The sequence below is a fragment of the Pantoea sp. X-Soil-MYKO-1785 genome, from assembly GCF_059730675.1.
Genome location: NZ_AP036000.1, coordinates 662,081 through 681,799, shown reverse-complemented (window position 1 = coordinate 681,799; position 19,719 = coordinate 662,081). Strand labels below are relative to the sequence as shown.

Sequence of the window (19,719 nt, the reverse complement as noted above, 5' to 3'; positions counted from 1 at the left end):
TCCAGTACCATAGCGCCCTTCCTGAAACTCACCGCGCTAAGAGAGACCCTCCAGACCTTTTCGTTTGGATGAAATGCTATTGCCTGAGTATCCGGGAACCCCTTCAAAAACGTTAAAAATTCGAGCTAAAAATATATGGTTTTTACATTAGGTCAGCGCTGGATTAGTGATACGGAAAGTGAACTGGGACTGGGCACGGTGGTGGCGGTCGACACCCGCATGATCACCCTGCTGTTCCCGGCCACCGGGGAAAACCGCCTCTACGCCCGCAACGATTCGCCGGTTACCCGCGTCATCTTCAATCCGGGTGACACCATCACCAGTCATGAAGGCTGGCAGATGCGAGTCGACGAAGTACGCAACGAAAATGACCTGATGACCTATATCGGCACGCGTCTTGATACCGATGAAAGCGACGTAATGCTGCGCGAAGTAATGCTCGACAGTAAGCTGGTGTTCAGCAAGCCGCAGGATCGCCTGTTTGCCGGCCAGCTCGACCGGATGGATCGTTTCGCCCTGCGCTTCCGCGCCCGCAAATACCAGAGTGAGCAATATCGCCTGCCGATCAGCGGCTTGCGCGGTATGCGCACCAACCTGATCCCGCATCAGCTGCATATCGCCCACGACGTCGGTCGTCGCCACGCGCCACGCGTGCTGCTGGCGGATGAAGTCGGCCTCGGCAAGACCATTGAAGCCGGGATGATCATTCAGCAGCAGCTGCTGGCCGGACGTGCCGACCGCGTGTTAATCGTGGTGCCGGAAACCCTGCAGCACCAGTGGCTGGTCGAAATGCTGCGCCGTTTCAACCTGCGTTTTGCACTGTTTGATGACGATCGCTATACCGAAGCCCAGCACGACAGCGACAACCCGTTTGAAACCGAACAGTTGATTATCTGTTCGCTCGACTTTGTGCGCCGCAACAAGCAGCGTCTTGAACTGCTGGCCGATGCCGAGTGGGATCTGTTGGTGGTGGATGAAGCGCATCATCTGGCGTGGTCAGAAGGCCAGCCGAGCCGTGAATATCAGGTGATTGAACAGCTGGCGGAAAAAACCGCCGGGGTACTGCTGCTGACCGCAACCCCGGAACAGCTGGGTATGGAGAGTCACTTCGCCCGTCTGCGCCTGCTCGATCCTAACCGCTTCCACGACTTTGACGCCTTTGTTGAAGAACAGCAGCATTTCCGCCCCATCGCCGATGCGGTGAGCTCGCTGCTGGCTGACCAGCCGATTTCGCAGGAAGAGATGAACCGGATTAACGATCTGGTCGGCGAACAGGACATTGAGCCGCTGCTGCAGGTTGCCAACAGCGATCGCGACGGCAAGCAGGACGCGCGCCAGGAGCTGATCTCAATGCTGATGGATCGCCACGGCACCAGCCGCGTGCTGTTCCGTAACACCCGTAACGGCGTCAAAGGCTTCCCGAAACGCGAACTGCACCAGATTCGTCTGCCGCTGCCGGCGCAGTATCAGACTGCGATTAAAGTCTCCGGCATTATGGGCGCCCGCAAAAGCGCAGAAGAACGTGCGCGTGACCTGCTCTACCCGGAACAGATTTATCAGGAATTTGAAGGCGACAGCGGCACCTGGTGGAACTTCGATCCGCGGGTCGAGTGGCTGATGGGTTACCTCACCAGCAACCGCAAAGAGAAAGTGCTGGTGATCTGCGCCAAAGCCGCCACCGCACTCCAGCTGGAGCAGGTGCTGCGTGAGCGCGAAGGTATCCGGGCGGCGGTATTCCATGAAGGTCTATCGATCATTGAACGTGACCGTGCCGCCGCGTGGTTCGCCTCGGAAGAGAACGGCGCTCAGGTGCTGCTGTGCTCGGAAATTGGTTCAGAAGGCCGTAACTTCCAGTTTGCCAGCCGTCTGGTGATGTTTGATCTGCCGTTCAATCCGGATCTGCTGGAGCAGCGTATCGGTCGTCTCGATCGTATCGGCCAGGCGCACGATATTCAGATTCTGGTGCCGTGGCTGGAGAAAACTGCGCAGGCGGTATTACTGCGCTGGTATCACGAAGGGCTGGACGCGTTTGAACACACCTGTCCGACCGGCCGCACCATTTATGACAGCGTGCATCCGCAGCTGATCGACTATCTGGCCGCGCCAGAAAACAGTGACGGCTTCGACGCCTTTATCACCGACTGCCGTAAGCAACATGATGCCCTGAAACTGCAGCTGGAACAGGGGCGCGATCGCCTGCTGGAGCTGAACTCCAACGGTGGTGACGCTGCCCAGGCGCTGGCTAACGCCATCGGCGAGCAGGACAACGATACCGGTCTGGTGAACTTCGCGCTCAACCTGTTTGATATCGTCGGTATCAATCAGGAAGATCGCAGCGATAACCTGATCGTGCTGACACCGTCCGATCACATGCTGGTGCCCGATTTCCCTGGCCTGCCGGAAGATGGCTGTACCATCACCTTTAACCGCGATCAGGCGCTGTCACGCGAAGATACCCAGTTCATTACCTGGGAACATCCGCTGATTCGTAACGGCCTCGACCTGATCCTGTCGGGCGACACCGGCAGCAGCGCTATCTCGCTGCTGAAGAACAAGGCGTTGCCGGTCGGCACGCTGCTGGTTGAACTGATCTACGTGGTCGAAGCGCAGGCGCCGAAGCATCTGCAGCTGACCCGCTTCCTGCCGCCGACGCCAATCCGTCTGCTGCTGGATCGTAACGGCACTAACCTGGCGGGCAAGGTGGAGTTCGAAAGCTTTAACCGTCAGCTGAATGCCGTCAATCGCCACACCGGCAGCAAGCTGGTTAACGCGGTACAGCAGGATGTGCATGCCATTCTGACCCAGGGTGAAGAGAAAGTGGTCAGCGAAGCACGCGCGGTGATTGATGCCGCCCGCGTCGAAGCGAACGAGAAGCTGGGAGCGGAACTGGCCCGTCTTGACGCGCTGAAAGCGGTCAATCCGAACATCCGTGAGGATGAAATTGAGGCGCTGGAAAGTAACCGTCAGCAGGTGCTGGAAAGTCTCGATCAGGCTAACTGGCGTCTCGACGCGCTGCGCCTGATTGTGGTGACTCACCAGTAAGCTCAGGGGCCGGGATGAATCTGGCCGCAACTGAGAAACTCAGGATGCAGCAACCCGGGCAGAGAAGGAAAGCGTCCCGCGCCATCGACGGTGCGGGCCGGGCTGGTCAGGGATGACAGCTTTTGTCTCTTTCCGATCTGCCCGTGTTTCCTGCGCTGGCAGGCTATCACAGCTAATCGGGCCAGACTTTGTAAACAATCTCAGCCGCAGGGCCCCTTATTTTTGGAAAGAACCATGGAACCCTACAATCCACCGCGTGAACCCTGGCTGCACATCCTCTATCAGGATGCGCACATCATGGTGGTTAACAAGCCCAGCGGCCTGCTTTCGGTGCCCGGCCGGCTGGACGAACATAAAGATAGCGTGATGACGCGCATCCAGCGTGATTACCCGCAGGCGGAATCGGTGCATCGGCTGGACATGGCCACCAGCGGCGTGATTGTGGTGGCGTTGAACAAAGCCGCAGAACGCGAGCTGAAACGGCAGTTTCGTGAGCGTGAACCCGCAAAGGCCTATGTGGCCTGCGTCTGGGGCCATCCGGCCGCGGAGAAAGGGGTAGTTGATTTGCCGCTGATTTGTGACTGGCCAAACCGTCCGAAGCAAAAAGTCTGCTTCGAGACCGGCAAAGCCGCGCAGACCGAATATCAGGTGCTGGAGTACCGGGCTGATAACAGCGCACGCGTCTTGCTCAAACCGATCACCGGCCGTTCACACCAGCTGCGGGTACACATGCTGGCGCTGGGCCATCCGATTCTGGGCGACAATTTTTATGCTCATCCAGAGGCTAAAGCGATGGCGCCGCGCTTATTGCTGCACGCCGGGTCACTGACAATTACCCATCCCGCATTTGGTAACGCCATGACCTTCCGTCAGCCCGCTGACTTTTAATCTCCGTCTGCCCTTGCGACCGTGACGTCTGCCTCCGGGGCAAGACGTCACGCTAAGCGGCAACTATTTAAAGCCTTTTTCTTTGCGGATCAGGTCGTAAGCGGCCTGAATTTCCTGCGCTTTCTGCTTGGCCATCTCCATCATTTCCGGCGGCAGGCCTTTCGCTACCAGCTTATCGGGATGGTGTTCACTCATCAGTTTACGGTAGGCGCGTTTGATGGTGGTGGCATCATCGCTGCTCTTTACGCCCAGCACGCTACAGGCATCTTCCAGCGTCGGTCCGCGTTGCGCCTGCTGGAAACCGCCCGCAGAACGCTGGCCGCCGCCAAATTGCTGACCGCCTTCCATCATCCGCAGGAACTGATCGAACTGACCGCGTGAAATCCCCAGCTCTTCCGCAATCACATACAGCACCTGGCGCTCATTAGGATGCAGCGAACCGTCCGCGAAGGCGGCCTGAATTTGAATCTCAAGGAACATCCGAATCAGATCAAAGCGGCCAAAACAGGCGCTGCGCAATTCACGCAGTTTGCTGCGCAGCGGATAATCGGCCTGTTTGCCCTCGCGGAACGCGCGCTGGGCAGCGGTTCGTGACTCACCGTGCAGCTGCATCCGCTCCATTAACAGCGAGGCAATCTGGATATCCGCTTCGGTGACGCGCCCTTTTGACTTGGTCAGATGGCCCATCACCTGAAAGGTGGTGCTGAAAAACAGCGTCTGTCGGGTTTGATTATTCGAGAAGTAAGCCTTGCCTTGTGCGCCGCGAACTTTGTCAATCATATGGCCAATGATCAAACCGATCACAATACCCCAAAAGCCTGCGCCGGAAAGTAATCCCAGCGCCAGACCCACAACTTTTCCCCAGTAGCGCATAAACTCCTCAATTCGCCATGCTTGCAGCTGAAAATTGCATTATCATACCTGTCATTTATCTCAGCGCCTAACGGCAACGCGGACAGAAAAGGATTAACACTGGCACAACGCCGGGCAGTAAGTTAGTCTCTGACCCGATTGTCGGCATGATGCCAGTTTTCATGGAATTCTCGATACCGCGTATGAAAAAACATATACCTACCCTGCTGGCCACTCTGATCGGCTCAGCCATTAGCCAGCAAGCCTTTGCCGACGATTTAATGTCGCAGTGTATGTTAGGCGTGCCGAGTTATAACCGCCCGCTGGTGAGTGGTGACACTAACCAGCTGCCGGTGACCATTCACTCCGACGCCGCAAAGGGAAATTACCCCAACGATGCGGTCTTCACCGGCAATGTGAACATTGAACAGGGCAACAGCCGGATGCAGGCTGATGAAGTGCAGCTTCATCAGCGTCAGCAGGAGGGCCAGACCACGCCGCTACGCACCGTCGATGCCCTCGGTAATGTGCACTACGACGACAATCAGGTCATCCTGAAAGGTCCGAAAGCCTGGTCAAACCTCAACAGCAAAGATACCAACGTCTGGAATGGCGACTACCAGATGGTGGATCGTCAGGGACGCGGCACCGCCGACCAGATGAAGCTGCGCGGTAACAACCGCTACACCATTCTGGAAAACGGCAGCTTCACCTCCTGCCTGCCAGGCTCGAACAGCTGGAGCGTGGTGGGATCGGAAGTGATCCAGGACCGGGAAGAAGAAGTGGCGGAAATCTGGAATGCCCGCTTCAAACTCGGTTCGGTACCGGTGTTCTATAGCCCTTATCTGCAGTTACCGATCGGCGATCGTCGTCGCTCCGGTTTCCTGATTCCGAATGCAAAATATGGCAGCAACAACGGCTTTGAGTTCATGTTGCCCTATTACTGGAACATTGCGCCACAGGCCGATGCCACCATTACGCCGCACTACATGAGCAAGCGCGGCATGCAGTTCGAAAACGAATTCCGTTACCTGACGGTGGCAGGCGCGGGCCTGGTTGAATTCGATTACCTCGGTTCGGACAAACAGTACGATAAAGACAAAGCGGTGCGTGGCATTGCCGACGACGACAGTTCTGACCGCTGGTTATTCTACTGGCGTCACGCCGGTGTGTATGACAAAAACTGGCGCTTCAGCGCGGATTACACCAAGGTCAGCGATAAGTACTACTTCAACGATCTCGACTCAAAGTATTACAGTTCGACCAACAACTACGCCACGCAGAAATTCAGCATCGGCTACGCGGAGTCCAACTGGGACGCCAAGCTCTCGACCAAAGATTTCCAGGTATTTGGCGATACCACCAGCAACGTCTACCGTGCAATGCCGCAGCTGGACCTGAACTTCTATCAGAACGATATCGGTCCGTTTGACGGCCGCATCTATGCCCAGGCAGTGAAATTCACTAACGTCAGCGATCGCTATCCTGAAGCGACCCGTTTGCATGTTGAACCGACGCTCAACCTGCCGCTCTCCAACGGCTGGGCCAGCCTGGATACCGAAGCGAAGCTGCTGGCGACCCATTATCAGCAGACTAATGTCGATTTTTATAACAACCCCGCTAACAGATTACGCGGCAACAAAAGTGGCGCGCTCGATGAGTCAGTAAACCGTACCCTGCCGCAGTTTAAAGTCGACGGCCGGATGGTGTTTGACCGCAACATGAGTTCGGCAGCGGGCTATACCCAGACGCTGGAACCACGGGTGCAGTACCTCTATATTCCGTATCGCGACCAGAGCAATATCTATCCGTACGACTCAACCCAGCTGCAAACCGACTACACCGGTCTGTTCCGTGACCGTACTTATAGCGGCCTGGATCGCATCGCCTCGGCCAATGAAGTGGCCACCGGTGTGACCTCACGTATTTATGATAACGATCTGGTTGAACGTTTTAACGTTTCCGTGGGTCAAATCTACTCGTTTACCCCTTCACGCACTGGCGTCAATCAGACCAGTGAAGAAGATGATACCGGCAGCCTGATCTGGGCTGGCGATACATACTGGAAAGTCAGCGATCGTTGGGGCGTTCGGGGTGGTGTGCAGTACGACACCAAACTCGATAACGTCTCCCAGGGAAATGCCGTGCTGGAATACCGTCGTGACGCCGATCGTATGGTGCAGCTGAGCTATCGCTACAGCAGCCCGGAATACGTGGCGACCGCGCTGAATAATAGCGGATTGGTGGATAACCCCATCTATAAAAACGGGATTTCTCAGGTCGGCACTACCGCCAGCTGGCCAATCGCCGATGCATGGTCTGTGGTAGGCGCTTACTATTACGATACCCGCAACACGCGTCCGGCATCGCAACTGGTTGGCCTGCAATACAGCTCATGCTGTTACGCGATTCGCCTGGGCTACGAGCGCAAAATTAACGGTTGGGAAAATAACGACAGTAAGTACGACAACCAAATCTCATTCAACATTGAGCTGCGTGGTCTGAGTTCCAACTATGGCTTAGGCACCAACCAAATGCTGCGTCAGGGCATCATTCCTTACCAGCGCGCTTTCTGATGTTGTGATGTTTGACAGGCAATCCCGCAGTGCGGAACCAACAATGGATAAAGTATGAAGAACTGGAGAATGCTGATTCTTGGTGTGGCGATGAGTGCCAACACCGCGTTCGCAGCACCACAAGTGGTTGATAAAGTTGCAGCCGTGGTCAATAACGGCGTGGTTCTTGAGAGCGACGTGGACGGTATGATGAGCACCGTCAAATCTCAGGCCCAGCAGGCAGGTCAGCAGTTGCCAGATGACAAAACGTTGCGTCACCAGATTCTGGAACGTCAGATCATGGACAACATCATTCTGCAGATGGGCGAAAAAGCGGGTGTTGAGATCAGCGATCAGCAGCTGGATCAGGCTATTCAGAACATCGCTGCGCAGAACCGCATGAGCCTCGATCAGCTGCGTAGCCGTCTGGCGTACGACGGCATGAACTACAGCACCTACCGCTCGCAGATCCGCAAAGAGATGCTGATTGCGGAAGTGCGTAACAACGAAGTGCGCCGTCGCGTCACCATCCTGCCGCAGGAAGTGGATACGCTGTCAACGCAGATTGCCTCGCAGAACAGCCAGGGCACCGAGCTGAACGTCAGCCATATCCTGTTGCCACTGCCCGAAAACCCGACGCAACAGCAGGTCGATGAGCAGGAAACCCTGGCCAAACAGCTGGTGGGTGAACTGAAAAACGGCGCTGACTTCGGCAAAATGGCGGTCACCTACTCGGCTGACTCGCAGGCGCTGAAAGGCGGCAACATGGGCTGGGGCAAAATCGAAGAGTTACCGACCCTGTTTGCGCAGGCGCTGGCAACCGCGAAAAAAGGCGACATCGTCGGTCCGGTTCGTTCCGGTGTCGGTTTCCACATTCTGAAGGTGAACGATCTGCGCGGTGAGAGCAAAAACGTCTCGGTCACCGAAGTGCATGCCCGTCACATCCTGCTGAAGCCGTCGCCAATTATGACTGACAACCAGGCGCGCGCGCAGCTAGAGCAGATTGCTGCTGATATCCGCAGCGGGAAAACCACCTTCGCCGCCGCCGCCAAACAGTACTCTGACGATCCCGGCTCAGCCAACCAGGGCGGCGATCTCGGCTGGACCTCACCGGAAGCCTTTGATCCGGCATTCCGCGATGCGCTACTGCGCCTGCAAAAAGGCCAGACCAGCCAGCCGGTCCACTCCTCTTTCGGCTGGCATCTGATTCAGCTGATGGATACCCGTCAGGTGGATAAAACTGATGCGGCCCAGAAAGAGCGTGCCTATCGCATGTTGTTCAACCGCAAGTTTGCTGAAGAAGCGCAGACCTGGATGCAGGAACAACGCGCCAGCGCCTACGTGAAGATTCTGGATAACAATGCAAAGTAACACCCGCGTGGTGATCACGCCCGGCGAACCCGCCGGGATTGGTCCCGATCTGACGGTGCAACTGGCCCAGCAGGACTGGCCAGTTGAACTGGTGGTGTGCGCCTCACCGGCGTTACTGCAGCAGCGTGCAGCGCAGCTTGGCCTGCCGCTGACGCTGCGGGCTTACCAGCCTGGTGTGGCGGCACAGCCGCAGCAGGCTGGTACGCTGACCATCCTGCCGGTCGATACCGCACAGCCGGTTACGCCAGGCGAACTCTGCGTGGCCAACAGCGACTATGTGCTGACCACGCTGGCGCGTGCCTGTGACGGCTGTCTGAGCGGTGAATTTTCCGCCCTGATTACCGGCCCGGTACACAAAGGCGTGATCAATGACGCCGGTATCGCCTTCACCGGCCATACTGAGTTCTTTGCCGATCGCGCCGGTGGTCATCGGGTGGTGATGATGCTGGCAACCGAAGCGTTGCGGGTGGCGCTGGCTACCACCCATCTGCCGCTGAAAGCCGTCTCTGACGCGGTAACGCGCGAGTGCCTGCATGAAGTCATCACCATTCTGCATCACGATTTACAGCAAAAATTCGCCATTGCCGAGCCGCATATTTACGTCTGCGGGCTAAATCCCCACGCGGGCGAAAGCGGCCACATGGGTCGGGAAGAGATCGACGTTATCATCCCGGCGCTGAATGAACTGCGTCAGCAGGGTATTCAGTTAACCGGCCCGCTACCGGCGGATACGCTGTTCCAGCCCAAATATCTGCAACATGCCGATGCGGTGCTGGCGATGTATCACGATCAGGGCCTGCCGGTGCTAAAATTTCAGGGGTTTGGCCGGGCGGTAAATATCACCCTTGGCCTGCCCTTTATCCGGACTTCAGTTGACCACGGTACCGCGCTTGAACTCGCCGGACTGGGTCAGGCTGAGCCGGGCAGCTTCATCACGGCGCTTAACCTCGCCATCACTATGATCAAGAGCAGTAATGAATAATCGCGTCCATCAGGGGCACTACGCCCGTAAACGTTTCGGGCAGAACTTCCTGAACGATCAGTACATTATCGACAGCATTGTCTCCGCAATCCACCCGCAGCGCGATGAAGCGCTGGTGGAGATCGGTCCTGGCCTGGGTGCCTTAACCGAGCCGGTGGGCGAACGCCTCGACAGCTTAACGGTGGTGGAACTGGACCGCGATCTCGCTGCGCGCCTGCAAACCCACCCGTTCCTTGGACCCAAGCTGACCATTTTCCAGCAGGATGCCATGACCTTCGACTTCGCCGCGCTGGCGCAGGAAAGAGGCCAGCCGCTGCGCGTATTTGGCAACCTGCCGTACAACATTTCGACCCCGCTGATGTTTCATCTTTTCAGCTATACTGGTTCGATCAAAGACATGCACTTCATGCTGCAAAAAGAAGTGGTCAACCGTCTGGTCGCCGGTCCGGGTAGCAAAGCCTACGGCCGTTTGACGGTGATGGCGCAATATTACTGTCAGGTGATCCCGGTGCTGGAAGTTCCTCCGCACTCGTTCACGCCGCCGCCGAAAGTTGATTCTGCCGTGGTACGCCTGGTGCCGTTTGCCGAGCCGCCACATCCGGTCAGCGACGTGCGTATCCTGAGCCGCGTGACCACTGAAGCGTTTGGCCAGCGTCGTAAAACGCTGCGCAATAGCCTGAGTCACATGGTGACCGCCGGTGCGCTGGAAGAGTTGTCGATTGATCCAACCCTGCGGGCTGAAAATGTTTCGGTCGCGCAATATTGTCAGCTGGCAAACTGGCTGGCGAACCATCTGGGAAAATCGCAGGAGTAAGTGATGAGTGAAACGGCCCGCGTCTCGGTTCATGTGCAAAGCCAGTACGTCGCCTCGCAATCCTCACCGGATGACGAGCGTTACGTCTTCGCCTATACCATTACCATTCGCAACCTCGGCCGTTCACCGGTGCAACTGCTGGGACGCTACTGGCTGATTACCAATGGTAACGGCCGGGAAACCGAAGTTCAGGGCGAAGGCGTGGTCGGCGAACAGCCGCATATCGCGGCCGGCAATGAATTTCAGTACACCAGCGGGGCAGTGATTGAAACCCCGATGGGCACCATGCAGGGTCACTACGTGATGATCGACGAACAGGGTGAAACCTTTCACGTCGAGATCCCGGTTTTCCGCCTCGCAATTCAAACTCACATTCATTGATTTGCACGCCTGTTGCCCGCCTCGTCGGGCAAATTTTCATACTGGATAAGAGTCTATGAGCACATACCTGATTGGCGACGTTCACGGGTGCTACGACGAATTACGTGCGCTGCTGCAGCAGGTCGATTTCGATCCTCAGCAGGACACCCTGTGGCTGACCGGCGATCTGGTGGCGCGCGGCCCAGGTTCGCTTGAGGTGCTGCGCTACGTGAAATCACTGGGCGATGCGGTGCGGCTGGTGCTGGGCAATCACGATCTGCACCTGCTGGCGGTCTACGCGGGCATCAGCCGTAACAAGCCGAAAGATCGCCTGACGCCGCTGCTGGAAGCGGACGATGCGGATGAGCTGATCAACTGGCTGCGGCGTCAGCCGCTGTTACAGGTCGATGAAGAGCACAAGCTGGTGATGGGCCATGCCGGTATTACGCCGCAATGGGATATCGAAACCGCGAAAAAGTGTGCGCGTGAAGTCGAATCGGTGCTCGCCAGTGACAGCTATCCGCTGTTCCTGGACGCGATGTATGGCGATATGCCGAACAACTGGAGCGAAGACCTTACCGGGCTGGCCCGCCTGCGCTTCAGCACCAACGCCCTCACCCGGATGCGCTACTGCTTCCCGAATGGTCAGCTGGATATGATCTGCAAAGATGCGCCGGAGTCGGCGCTGCCGCCGTTAAAGCCGTGGTTCAACATTGAGGGGCCGGTGGCGCGCGACTACACCATTGTGTTTGGTCACTGGGCCTCGCTGGAAGGCAAAGGAACGCCAGAAGGAATTATTGGTCTGGATACCGGCTGCTGCTGGGGCGGCACGCTGACCCTGCTGCATTGGGAAAGCCAGCGCTACTATGTGCAGCCTTCAAATCGTCAGCAACCGTTGCCGGATGAGGTTATCACCCAGCAATCCGCCAGCTAACCAGACAAACAAAAACGCCCTGACCATATGCAGGGCGTTTTTTATTGCGCGCCGGCTTAACGACGGCGATCGAGGATCTCAAAACAGTAGCTGTGCGAGTTTTGAGCATCAGCGTCATGGAATTCGCTAAAGGTCGATTGCCACTCATCCGGCTCGTAGTCCGGGAACTGAGTGTCACCTTCCACTTCTGCATCAATGTGGGTCAGATAGAGACGGTCGGCACGCGGCAGCATCTGCTCATAAATCCGGCCACCGCCTATCACCATCACCTCTTCAGCATCACCAGCGGCCTGCAATGCGGCATCCAGCGAAGTGACCCAGGTGACGCCTTCGGCGTTGCCCGGCTTGCTGCTGACCACGATGTTCAGCCGGCCCGGCAGCGGACGGCCAATAGATTCAAAGGTCAGCCGGCCCATAATCACCGGCTTTTTCAGCGTATTGCGCTTAAACCACGCCAAATCTGCAGGCAGGTCCCACGGCATGGCGTTCTCCATACCAATAATGCGATCTGCTGCTAATGCCGCGATAAGACTAATCATGTTAACCACTCACTGGAAAAAATTGGCGCCATCATACGTAAAGGCGAAACTTTCGTCGATAGCGAGAAAGGTCTATTTGAGTAAAGCTTTTTTGCCACCGCTTTTTCGCACTGATGCAGAGTTTTTCACCGTGCAATGACGATGGCTGGCCGCAGCACGCCAGAGATCCGGCTTATGCTGGTAGAAAAGGAAGAGAGACAAATAAAAACGGCTCCCGCAGGAGCCGTCAGCATAATCAGAAGTCGTAGCGCAGACGCACCAGATTCATATCACCGAGGTTATCGGTGCTGGAGGTGAAGACGTGTTCGTAATCGACGCGGAAACCGTAGTCGAGGAACAGCGTCACGCCCAGTCCGTTATCGATGCGCTGGTAGTTACGGCCGTTAGCATATTCGATACGGTCACCCATCACGTAAGGCTGCACCGCTTTCAGACCATATTGCGCCACCGGGACTTTATAACCGGCAAAGTACTCAATGCCCCACGCGTCGCCAGCAAAGTAGTCATGCACATCTTTGCGCTTGGTGGTCATGAAGTTCTGATACCAGCCACCGCCTGCTGACAGGGTCCAGTTGCCTGGTGTCCAGCTCATTGCGGTACCCAGAATGTTCTGGTCATAGTCTTTGCTGTCGCCGTTGTCCGGGTTACGCATCGCCGCATGCGTATAGTTCCACGCCGTGCCCCAGCTCAGATCGTCGGTAATGTGATAATCCAGCCCCAGCGAGCCGCCGCCTTTGCGCTTGTAGCGCAGGCCGTTACCCGGCAGATATTCGTTATCCTCGAACAGATAAGAAGCGTAGAGATCGACATCGCCGAAGGTGTTTTTATACTTCAGCTGCTTACGCGAACGGTAAGATCCGTCATAGTCACCGTTGATTCCGTTGCCCGGTGCCTGGCCAATCATGTCGTAATCCCAGATATCGGTTTTCGCGCCGACCGTATCGTAATAAACGCTGTTCTGCTGGCCAAAGGTCAGCTGGCCCCAGGTCTTGCTTTTCAGGCCGGTGTAAAGCTGGCGACGGGTGGTGTTATTCGCGCCATCTGCGTAGTGGCGATCCCAGTCGAATACGGCGGGTACGTTGACGCCCAGCTCGTAGTAGCTGATCCAGCTGACATCATCAAACAGATAATAGTCAGCGCCAAAACGGAAACGGGTACCGCCGTCAAAGCCGTCGCGCTTGTAAGATTTGTCGTTCACGCCAGTCTGGTGATTAACCTGGGCACGAATACTGCCGCCCACGGTAAAGTTCAGCCGGCTAAGCGGATCGCCCGCCTGCGGGTCCTGTTTTAACAGGGTGATTTCCGCCTGGCTGGCGAAAGGAAGCATTGCCATCAGTGCAGCCACTGCACTCAGAGAAAAAGTACGCATTTTCATTTTATTTATGTCCTGAATCCGCTCTGGTAATGAGCGGCAGGCATAGTACTGATGAAAAATCTGAACAGGAAGGATTTCATTTATAAAAATGTGCGAAACGGTAATATTCGCACCGAAAGCTAAAATAATAAGTCAAATCAGTGACTTTAATTCAAATGCGTCTGTTTATGATAGGCATTTCAGGGCCAGCCTAAGCTAAAAAAACGGCTCCCGAAGGAGCCGTTACGACGATTATTTCGCTTTGATTTGCGCGTGCATTTCCTGCACCGAGATAACCTGCTCGGTCGGATCGGCATTCAGCGCCATCGCCGTGGCGAAACCGCCGTTCAGCGTGGTGTCATAGTGCACTTTATACTGCAGTGCGCTGCGGCGAATCAGCTTCGAATCTTCAATCGCCTGACGTCCCGCGGTGGTGTTGACGATGTAGGTATATTCGCCATTCTTCAGGCGATCCTGAATGTGCGGACGCCCTTCATGCACCTTGTTGACCAGGCGCGGATTGATGCCCGCTTCACCCAGCACCACCGCCGTACCGTGGGTCGCATCCAGTTCGAAACCAAACTTCTGCAGCTTGGCCGCCAGGTCGACGATACGTTTCTTATCACCTTCACGCACCGACAGCAGCGCACGGCCTGACTTCTTCATGTTGCTCTGCGCCCCGAGCATCGCTTTGGCAAAGGCTTCAGCGAAGGTCCGGCCAACCCCCATCACTTCACCGGTGGAGCGCATTTCCGGACCAAGAATCGGGTCGACACCCTGGAACTTGTTGAACGGCAACACCACTTCTTTCACCGAGTAGTAAGGTGGGATCACCTCTTCGGTCACGCCCTGCTCGGCCAGCGTTTTGCCGGCCATCACGCGCGCCGCCACTTTTGCCAGTGGCACACCGGTCGCTTTGGAGACGAACGGCACGGTACGGGCCGCACGTGGGTTGACTTCAATCAGGTAAACTTCGTTGTCTTTGACCGCGAACTGCACGTTCATCAGACCGCGCACGTTGAGTTCAAACGCCAGTTTCTCAACCTGCTGACGCATCACATTCTGAATCTCCTGATTCAGGGTGTAGGCGGGCAGCGAACAGGCGGAGTCGCCGGAATGCACGCCAGCCTGCTCAATGTGTTCCATGATGCCGCCAATCAGCACTCGCTCACCGTCGCAAATCGCATCGACATCTACTTCTACCGCGTCATCAAGGAAGCGATCCAGCAGGACCGGCGCATCGTTAGAGACCGAGACCGCCGTCTGGAAGTAGCGCTTGAGGTCGATTTCGTCGTAGACAATCTCCATCGCGCGACCGCCGAGCACATACGAAGGACGCACCACCAGCGGATAACCCAGACCGGCCGCTTTCTCAACCGCCTGCTCCAGCGTCGCTACCGTGGCGTTAGCTGGCTGCTTAAGGTTCAGGCGATCGACTGCCTGCTGGAAACGTTCACGGTCTTCAGCACGGTCAATCGAGTCCGGGCTGGTGCCGATAACCGGCACGCCGGCCGCTTCCAGTGCGCGTGCCAGTTTCAGCGGCGTCTGGCCGCCATACTGGACGATGACACCTTTCGGCTGCTCAATGCGCACAATCTCCAGCACATCTTCCAGCGTGACCGGTTCGAAGTAGAGGCGATCAGAGGTGTCGTAGTCGGTCGATACGGTTTCCGGGTTACAGTTGACCATAATGGTCTCGTAACCGTCTTCACGCAGCGCCAGCGCCGCGTGAACGCAGCAGTAGTCGAACTCGATGCCCTGGCCGATACGGTTAGGCCCGCCACCCAGCACCATGATTTTTTCACGGTCGCGGTTCGGATTCGCTTCGCACTCTTCTTCATAAGTGGAGTACATGTAGGCGGTATCAGTGGCGAATTCTGCGGCGCAGGTATCGACGCGCTTGTAAACCGGATGCAGGTTGAACTGCTGACGCAGCTTACGAATCTCACTTTCGGCCACACCGGCCAGCGTTGCCAGGCGTGCATCGGCAAAGCCTTTACGCTTCAGGGCACGCAGGAAGGTATAGTCGAGGCTGTTCACCCCTTCACGTGCGACCTGCTCTTCCAGCCGCACCAGCTCTTCAATCTGCACCAGGAACCAGCGGTCGATGTTGGTCAGGTTGAACACGCCGTCGACGGACATGCCAGCACGGAATGCGTCAGCGATGTACCAGATGCGGTCGGAACCGGCATCTTTCAGTTCGCGACGGATGCGGGTCAGCGCTTCCGGATCGTCGAGATGAACTTTTGGGTCAAAGCCGTTGGCACCGACTTCCAGACCGCGCAGCGCTTTCTGCATCGACTCCTGGAAAGTGCGGCCAATCGCCATCACTTCACCCACCGATTTCATCTGGGTGGTCAGGCGATCGTTAGCACCGGCAAATTTTTCGAAGTTGAAGCGTGGGATCTTGGTGACGACGTAGTCAATCGACGGTTCAAACGACGCCGGCGTTAAGCCACCGGTGATGTCGTTCATCAGCTCGTCGAGGGTAAAGCCGACCGCCAGTTTGGCCGCCACTTTGGCAATCGGGAAGCCGGTGGCTTTCGAAGCCAGCGCCGAAGAACGCGAGACGCGCGGGTTCATCTCGATCACAATCAGTCGGCCGTTTTTCGGGTTGACCGAGAACTGCACGTTGGAGCCACCGGTTTCGACGCCGATTTCACGCAACACCGCCAGCGAGGCGTTACGCATGATCTGGTACTCTTTATCGGTCAGCGTCTGGGCAGGTGCTACGGTGATCGAGTCACCGGTGTGGATGCCCATCGCATCAAAGTTTTCAATCGAGCAGACGATGATGCAGTTGTCGTTCTTATCGCGCACCACTTCCATCTCATACTCTTTCCAGCCAATAAGCGACTCATCAATCAGCAGCTCATTGGTGGGAGAGAGGTCGAGACCGCGTTCGCAAATCTCTTCAAATTCTTCGCGGTTATACGCGATACCGCCACCGGTGCCGCCCATGGTGAACGAAGGACGGATAATGCACGGGAAGCCGACATCTTCAGCCACTGCCAGCGCTTCTTCCATGGTGTGCGCGATGCCTGAACGGGCCGTATCCAGCCCGATGCTTTTCATCGCGACGTCAAAACGGCGACGGTCTTCGGCCTTATCAATCGCATCGGCAGTGGCACCAATCATGGTGACGCCAAACTCTGCCAGCACGCCCTGACGTTCCAGTTCCAGCGCACAGTTCAGCGCCGTCTGGCCGCCCATAGTCGGCAGTACCGCATCCGGACGCTCTTTTTCGATGATTTTACGCACCACTTCCCAGTGAATCGGCTCGATGTAGGTCGCATCGGCCATTTCCGGGTCAGTCATAATGGTCGCCGGGTTAGAGTTGACCAGAATGACGCGGTAACCCTCTTCACGCAGCGCTTTACACGCCTGCGCACCGGAATAGTCAAATTCGCAGGCCTGGCCGATCACAATCGGACCGGCGCCAAGAATCAGGATGGATTTTATGTCTGTACGTTTTGGCATGATTAGCTCCTGATTACTTCGCTTTCGAACGGAATGCGTCAATCAATTCAATAAAGTGGTCAAACAACGGCGCGGCATCGCCCGGTCCAGGACTGGCTTCAGGGTGGCCCTGGAAGCTGAAAGCCGGCTTGTCAGTGCGGTGAATGCCCTGCACGGTCTTGTCAAACAGCGAAATGTGGGTCACACGCAGGGTAGCGGGCAGATCGGTTTCATCAACTGCGAATCCGTGGTTCTGCGCAGTAATCATCACGCGGTTGTTATCGAGATCTTTCACCGGATGGTTACCGCCGTGGTGGCCCAGCTTCATCTTGACGGTCCTGGCACCGCTGGCCAGCGCCAGCAACTGGTGGCCGAGGCAGATACCAAACAGCGGGATATCGGTGTTCAGGAAGGCCTGAATGGCGGTGATCGCATAGTCACACGGCTCCGGGTCACCGGGACCGTTGGAGAGGAAAATGCCATCCGGATTCAGCTTCAGCACTTCTTCCGCAGGCGTCTGGGCCGGCACCACCGTCAGGCGACAGCCGCGATCCACCAGCATCCGCAGAATGTTGCGTTTGGCGCCGTAGTCGTAGGCGACCACGTGGTAAGGCAGCGCATCGGCTGATGACTGTTCTGGCAGTCCTCCTTCCAGCTGCCAGCTGCCCTGTTGCCAGCTGTAAGTTTCGGCCGTGCTGACTTCTTTCGCCAGATCCATGCCTTTCAGGCCAGGGAACGCCTGGGCTTTTTGCAGCGCCAGCGCCGCATCCGGGTTGTCACCGGCGATGATGCAGCCGTTTTGCGCCCCTTTCTCGCGCAGTAAGCGAGTCAGCTTACGGGTATCAATATCGGCAATCGCCACAATGTTATTGCGCTGCAGGTAGGCGGATAAGCCCTCTTCACTGCGGAAATTGCTGGCAATCAGCGGCAGGTCGCGAATAACCAGGCCCTGAGCGTGAATCTGACTGGATTCTTCGTCGGCGGCATTGGCACCGACATTGCCGATATGAGGATAAGTGAGAGTGACGATTTGGCGGGAATAGGAGGGATCAGTGAGGATTTCTTGATAACCGGTCATTGAGGTATTGAAAACGACTTCCCCCACTGCCGACCCTGTTGCCCCGATGGCCCGACCGTGGAATTGGGTTCCGTCTTCCAGAACCAAGAGCGCTGACTTAATCAAAACATCCTCCAGGGAATAAACAGTCACAATATCTGCATATTAATTCAAAATAGTGGCCTGAATCAATGCAAAAACCGCCTGAATTGTCGATTTTTGGCAAATTGCGCGCATTCTAATGATCGACCTGGTACTTGTCTACCCTGAGTCGGAATTTTTTCGCTATTATCTGCCTTCTGAACGTGAAACCGCGCATAAGCGGCAAAAAGAGAGGAAAACTCGGCGGAATAATCGTTTGCCAGACGGCAAAAAAGCGAAACAGCCAGCAGAAGACGGTTATTTTTGACCAAATGGTCAAAAATAGCGAAAGCGGCAGGAAAAGATCACAGAAAATAACAACAAATAACGATTACGGAAGGTATTTTATCACAGAGGCTTATTTTTGATAAAATTAAGGGCAATGAAAACATTGCCCCTTTTCAATCAAGTGATTACCGATTGAAATAACCACATCACGATGGTTCACAACACTCACAACATCGATAAATCCAGCACATCACGCATATCAAACAGGCCAGATTTCTTATCTTTCAACCAAAATGCCGCCTTAACCGCGCCATTTGCAAAGGTCATCCGGCTTGAAGCCTTGTGGGTTATCTCTACCCGCTCGCCGATATCTGCAAACATTGCCGTATGCTCGCCGACGATATCCCCTGCCCGCACCGTGGCAAAGCCGATGGTCTGCGGCTGGCGTTCGCCGGTGTAACCTTCACGGCTGTAAACCGCATGCTCATCCAGTTTCCACTGCATGGCATCGGCAATCGCTTCCCCCATCGCCAGCGCGGTGCCAGAAGGCGCATCCACTTTGTGGCGATGGTGAGCTTCAATAATTTCGATATCCGCGTAGTCGCCCATCACTTTGGCGGCCTTCTCCAGCAACTTCAGCACCAGGTTAACGCCAACGCTGAAGTTAGCGGCAAACACGATCGCAATCTCTTCTGCGGCCGCACGGATCGCCGCTTTACCAGCTTCATCAAACCCGGTGGTGCCAATCACCAACGCTTTACCGTGCTCACGGCAGACAGCCAGATAATCCAGCGTGCCTTCAGGACGGGTAAAGTCGATCAGCACATCGAAATCATTCACCACGGCAGCCAGATTATCCACCACCTGAACGCCCAACCGGCCCGCTCCGGCCAGCTCACCCGCGTCGGTGCCAGTCAGCGAAGATCCCGGGCGCACCAGCGCCGCCCCTAAGCAAACCGCATCCGAATCCACCACAGCCTGAATCAGTTGCCGCCCCATGCGGCCCCCCGCTCCCACGATAGCCACGCGGATTTGTGCATCATGCATAGTATGACTCTTTAAGGTTAATAAATGACGTAAACGTTATCAGGTTAACCAGCCCCGAATAACGTCGCCAGCGAAAATCGCCGATAATTAGAAATT

The 19,719-nt window shown here is 56.2% G+C and carries 14 protein-coding genes; 8 read left to right on the top strand and 6 right to left on the bottom strand.

Features of this window, described 5'->3' with window-relative positions:
* Nucleotides 1–135 precede the first annotated feature (135 nt).
* Nucleotides 136–3,042 carry an RNA polymerase-associated protein RapA gene (rapA, locus tag AC6I8D_RS03020; protein WP_312055362.1) on the top strand — a complete coding sequence of 969 codons (2,907 nt, stop codon included), beginning with the start codon at nucleotides 136–138 and terminating at the stop codon, nucleotides 3,040–3,042.
* Between the two features lie 234 nt (nucleotides 3,043–3,276).
* Nucleotides 3,277–3,930, top strand: a complete 654-nt coding sequence (gene rluA, locus AC6I8D_RS03015) for a bifunctional tRNA pseudouridine(32) synthase/23S rRNA pseudouridine(746) synthase RluA (protein WP_312759390.1) — start codon at nucleotides 3,277–3,279, stop codon at nucleotides 3,928–3,930.
* Nucleotides 3,931–3,993: 63 nt separating this feature from the next.
* Here rluA and djlA read toward each other — a convergent pair whose 3' ends face one another.
* Nucleotides 3,994–4,803, bottom strand: coding sequence for a co-chaperone DjlA (djlA, locus tag AC6I8D_RS03010; protein ID WP_069728441.1), 810 nt, complete (start codon nucleotides 4,801–4,803; stop codon nucleotides 3,994–3,996).
* Nucleotides 4,804–4,985: 182 nt separating this feature from the next.
* Here djlA and lptD point away from each other — a divergent pair, with 182 nt between their 5' ends.
* From lptD to apaH, 6 genes are read left to right on the top strand one after another with little or no spacing between them, the layout of a single operon-like run.
* The gene (lptD, locus tag AC6I8D_RS03005) at nucleotides 4,986–7,358 is read left to right on the top strand and encodes an LPS assembly protein LptD (RefSeq protein ID WP_497819637.1); all 2,373 of its coding nucleotides are present in this window, start codon (nucleotides 4,986–4,988) and stop codon (nucleotides 7,356–7,358) included.
* A gap of 54 nt (nucleotides 7,359–7,412) precedes the next feature.
* Complete coding sequence (surA, locus tag AC6I8D_RS03000) at nucleotides 7,413–8,708, top strand: peptidylprolyl isomerase SurA (protein ID WP_312055359.1); 1,296 nt, start codon at nucleotides 7,413–7,415, stop codon at nucleotides 8,706–8,708.
* Nucleotides 8,698–9,690, top strand: a complete 993-nt coding sequence (pdxA, locus tag AC6I8D_RS02995) for a 4-hydroxythreonine-4-phosphate dehydrogenase PdxA (protein ID WP_497819636.1) — start codon at nucleotides 8,698–8,700, stop codon at nucleotides 9,688–9,690. The genes surA and pdxA overlap by 11 nt, the downstream gene beginning before the upstream one ends.
* The gene (rsmA, locus tag AC6I8D_RS02990; protein ID WP_031376000.1) at nucleotides 9,683–10,504 is read left to right on the top strand and encodes a 16S rRNA (adenine(1518)-N(6)/adenine(1519)-N(6))-dimethyltransferase RsmA; all 822 of its coding nucleotides are present in this window, start codon (nucleotides 9,683–9,685) and stop codon (nucleotides 10,502–10,504) included. The genes pdxA and rsmA overlap by 8 nt, the downstream gene beginning before the upstream one ends.
* Before the next feature lie 3 nt (nucleotides 10,505–10,507).
* Nucleotides 10,508–10,885: a Co2+/Mg2+ efflux facilitator ApaG/CorD gene (gene apaG / locus AC6I8D_RS02985; RefSeq protein ID WP_312055357.1), complete on the top strand. Its 378-nt coding sequence runs from the start codon at nucleotides 10,508–10,510 to the stop codon at nucleotides 10,883–10,885.
* 55 nt (nucleotides 10,886–10,940) lie between these two features.
* Nucleotides 10,941–11,798: a bis(5'-nucleosyl)-tetraphosphatase (symmetrical) ApaH gene (apaH, locus tag AC6I8D_RS02980; RefSeq protein WP_312055356.1), complete on the top strand. Its 858-nt coding sequence runs from the start codon at nucleotides 10,941–10,943 to the stop codon at nucleotides 11,796–11,798.
* 56 nt (nucleotides 11,799–11,854) lie between these two features.
* Here apaH and folA read toward each other — a convergent pair whose 3' ends face one another.
* From folA to dapB, 5 genes are all read right to left on the bottom strand, one after another.
* On the bottom strand, nucleotides 11,855–12,337 hold the full coding sequence (folA, locus tag AC6I8D_RS02975; protein WP_312055355.1) for a type 3 dihydrofolate reductase: 483 nt from the start codon (nucleotides 12,335–12,337) through the stop codon (nucleotides 11,855–11,857).
* A 235-nt stretch (nucleotides 12,338–12,572) separates the two neighbouring features.
* Complete coding sequence (locus AC6I8D_RS02970; protein WP_497820646.1) at nucleotides 12,573–13,706, bottom strand: porin; 1,134 nt, start codon at nucleotides 13,704–13,706, stop codon at nucleotides 12,573–12,575.
* A 237-nt stretch (nucleotides 13,707–13,943) separates the two neighbouring features.
* On the bottom strand, nucleotides 13,944–17,171 hold the full coding sequence (carB, locus tag AC6I8D_RS02965) for a carbamoyl-phosphate synthase large subunit (RefSeq protein WP_031376005.1): 3,228 nt from the start codon (nucleotides 17,169–17,171) through the stop codon (nucleotides 13,944–13,946).
* 13 nt (nucleotides 17,172–17,184) lie between these two features.
* Complete coding sequence (gene carA / locus AC6I8D_RS02960) at nucleotides 17,185–18,333, bottom strand: glutamine-hydrolyzing carbamoyl-phosphate synthase small subunit (protein ID WP_312055353.1); 1,149 nt, start codon at nucleotides 18,331–18,333, stop codon at nucleotides 17,185–17,187.
* A gap of 468 nt (nucleotides 18,334–18,801) precedes the next feature.
* Nucleotides 18,802–19,623 carry a 4-hydroxy-tetrahydrodipicolinate reductase gene (gene dapB / locus AC6I8D_RS02955; RefSeq protein WP_497819635.1) on the bottom strand — a complete coding sequence of 274 codons (822 nt, stop codon included), beginning with the start codon at nucleotides 19,621–19,623 and terminating at the stop codon, nucleotides 18,802–18,804.
* Nucleotides 19,624–19,719: the final 96 nt, after the last annotated feature.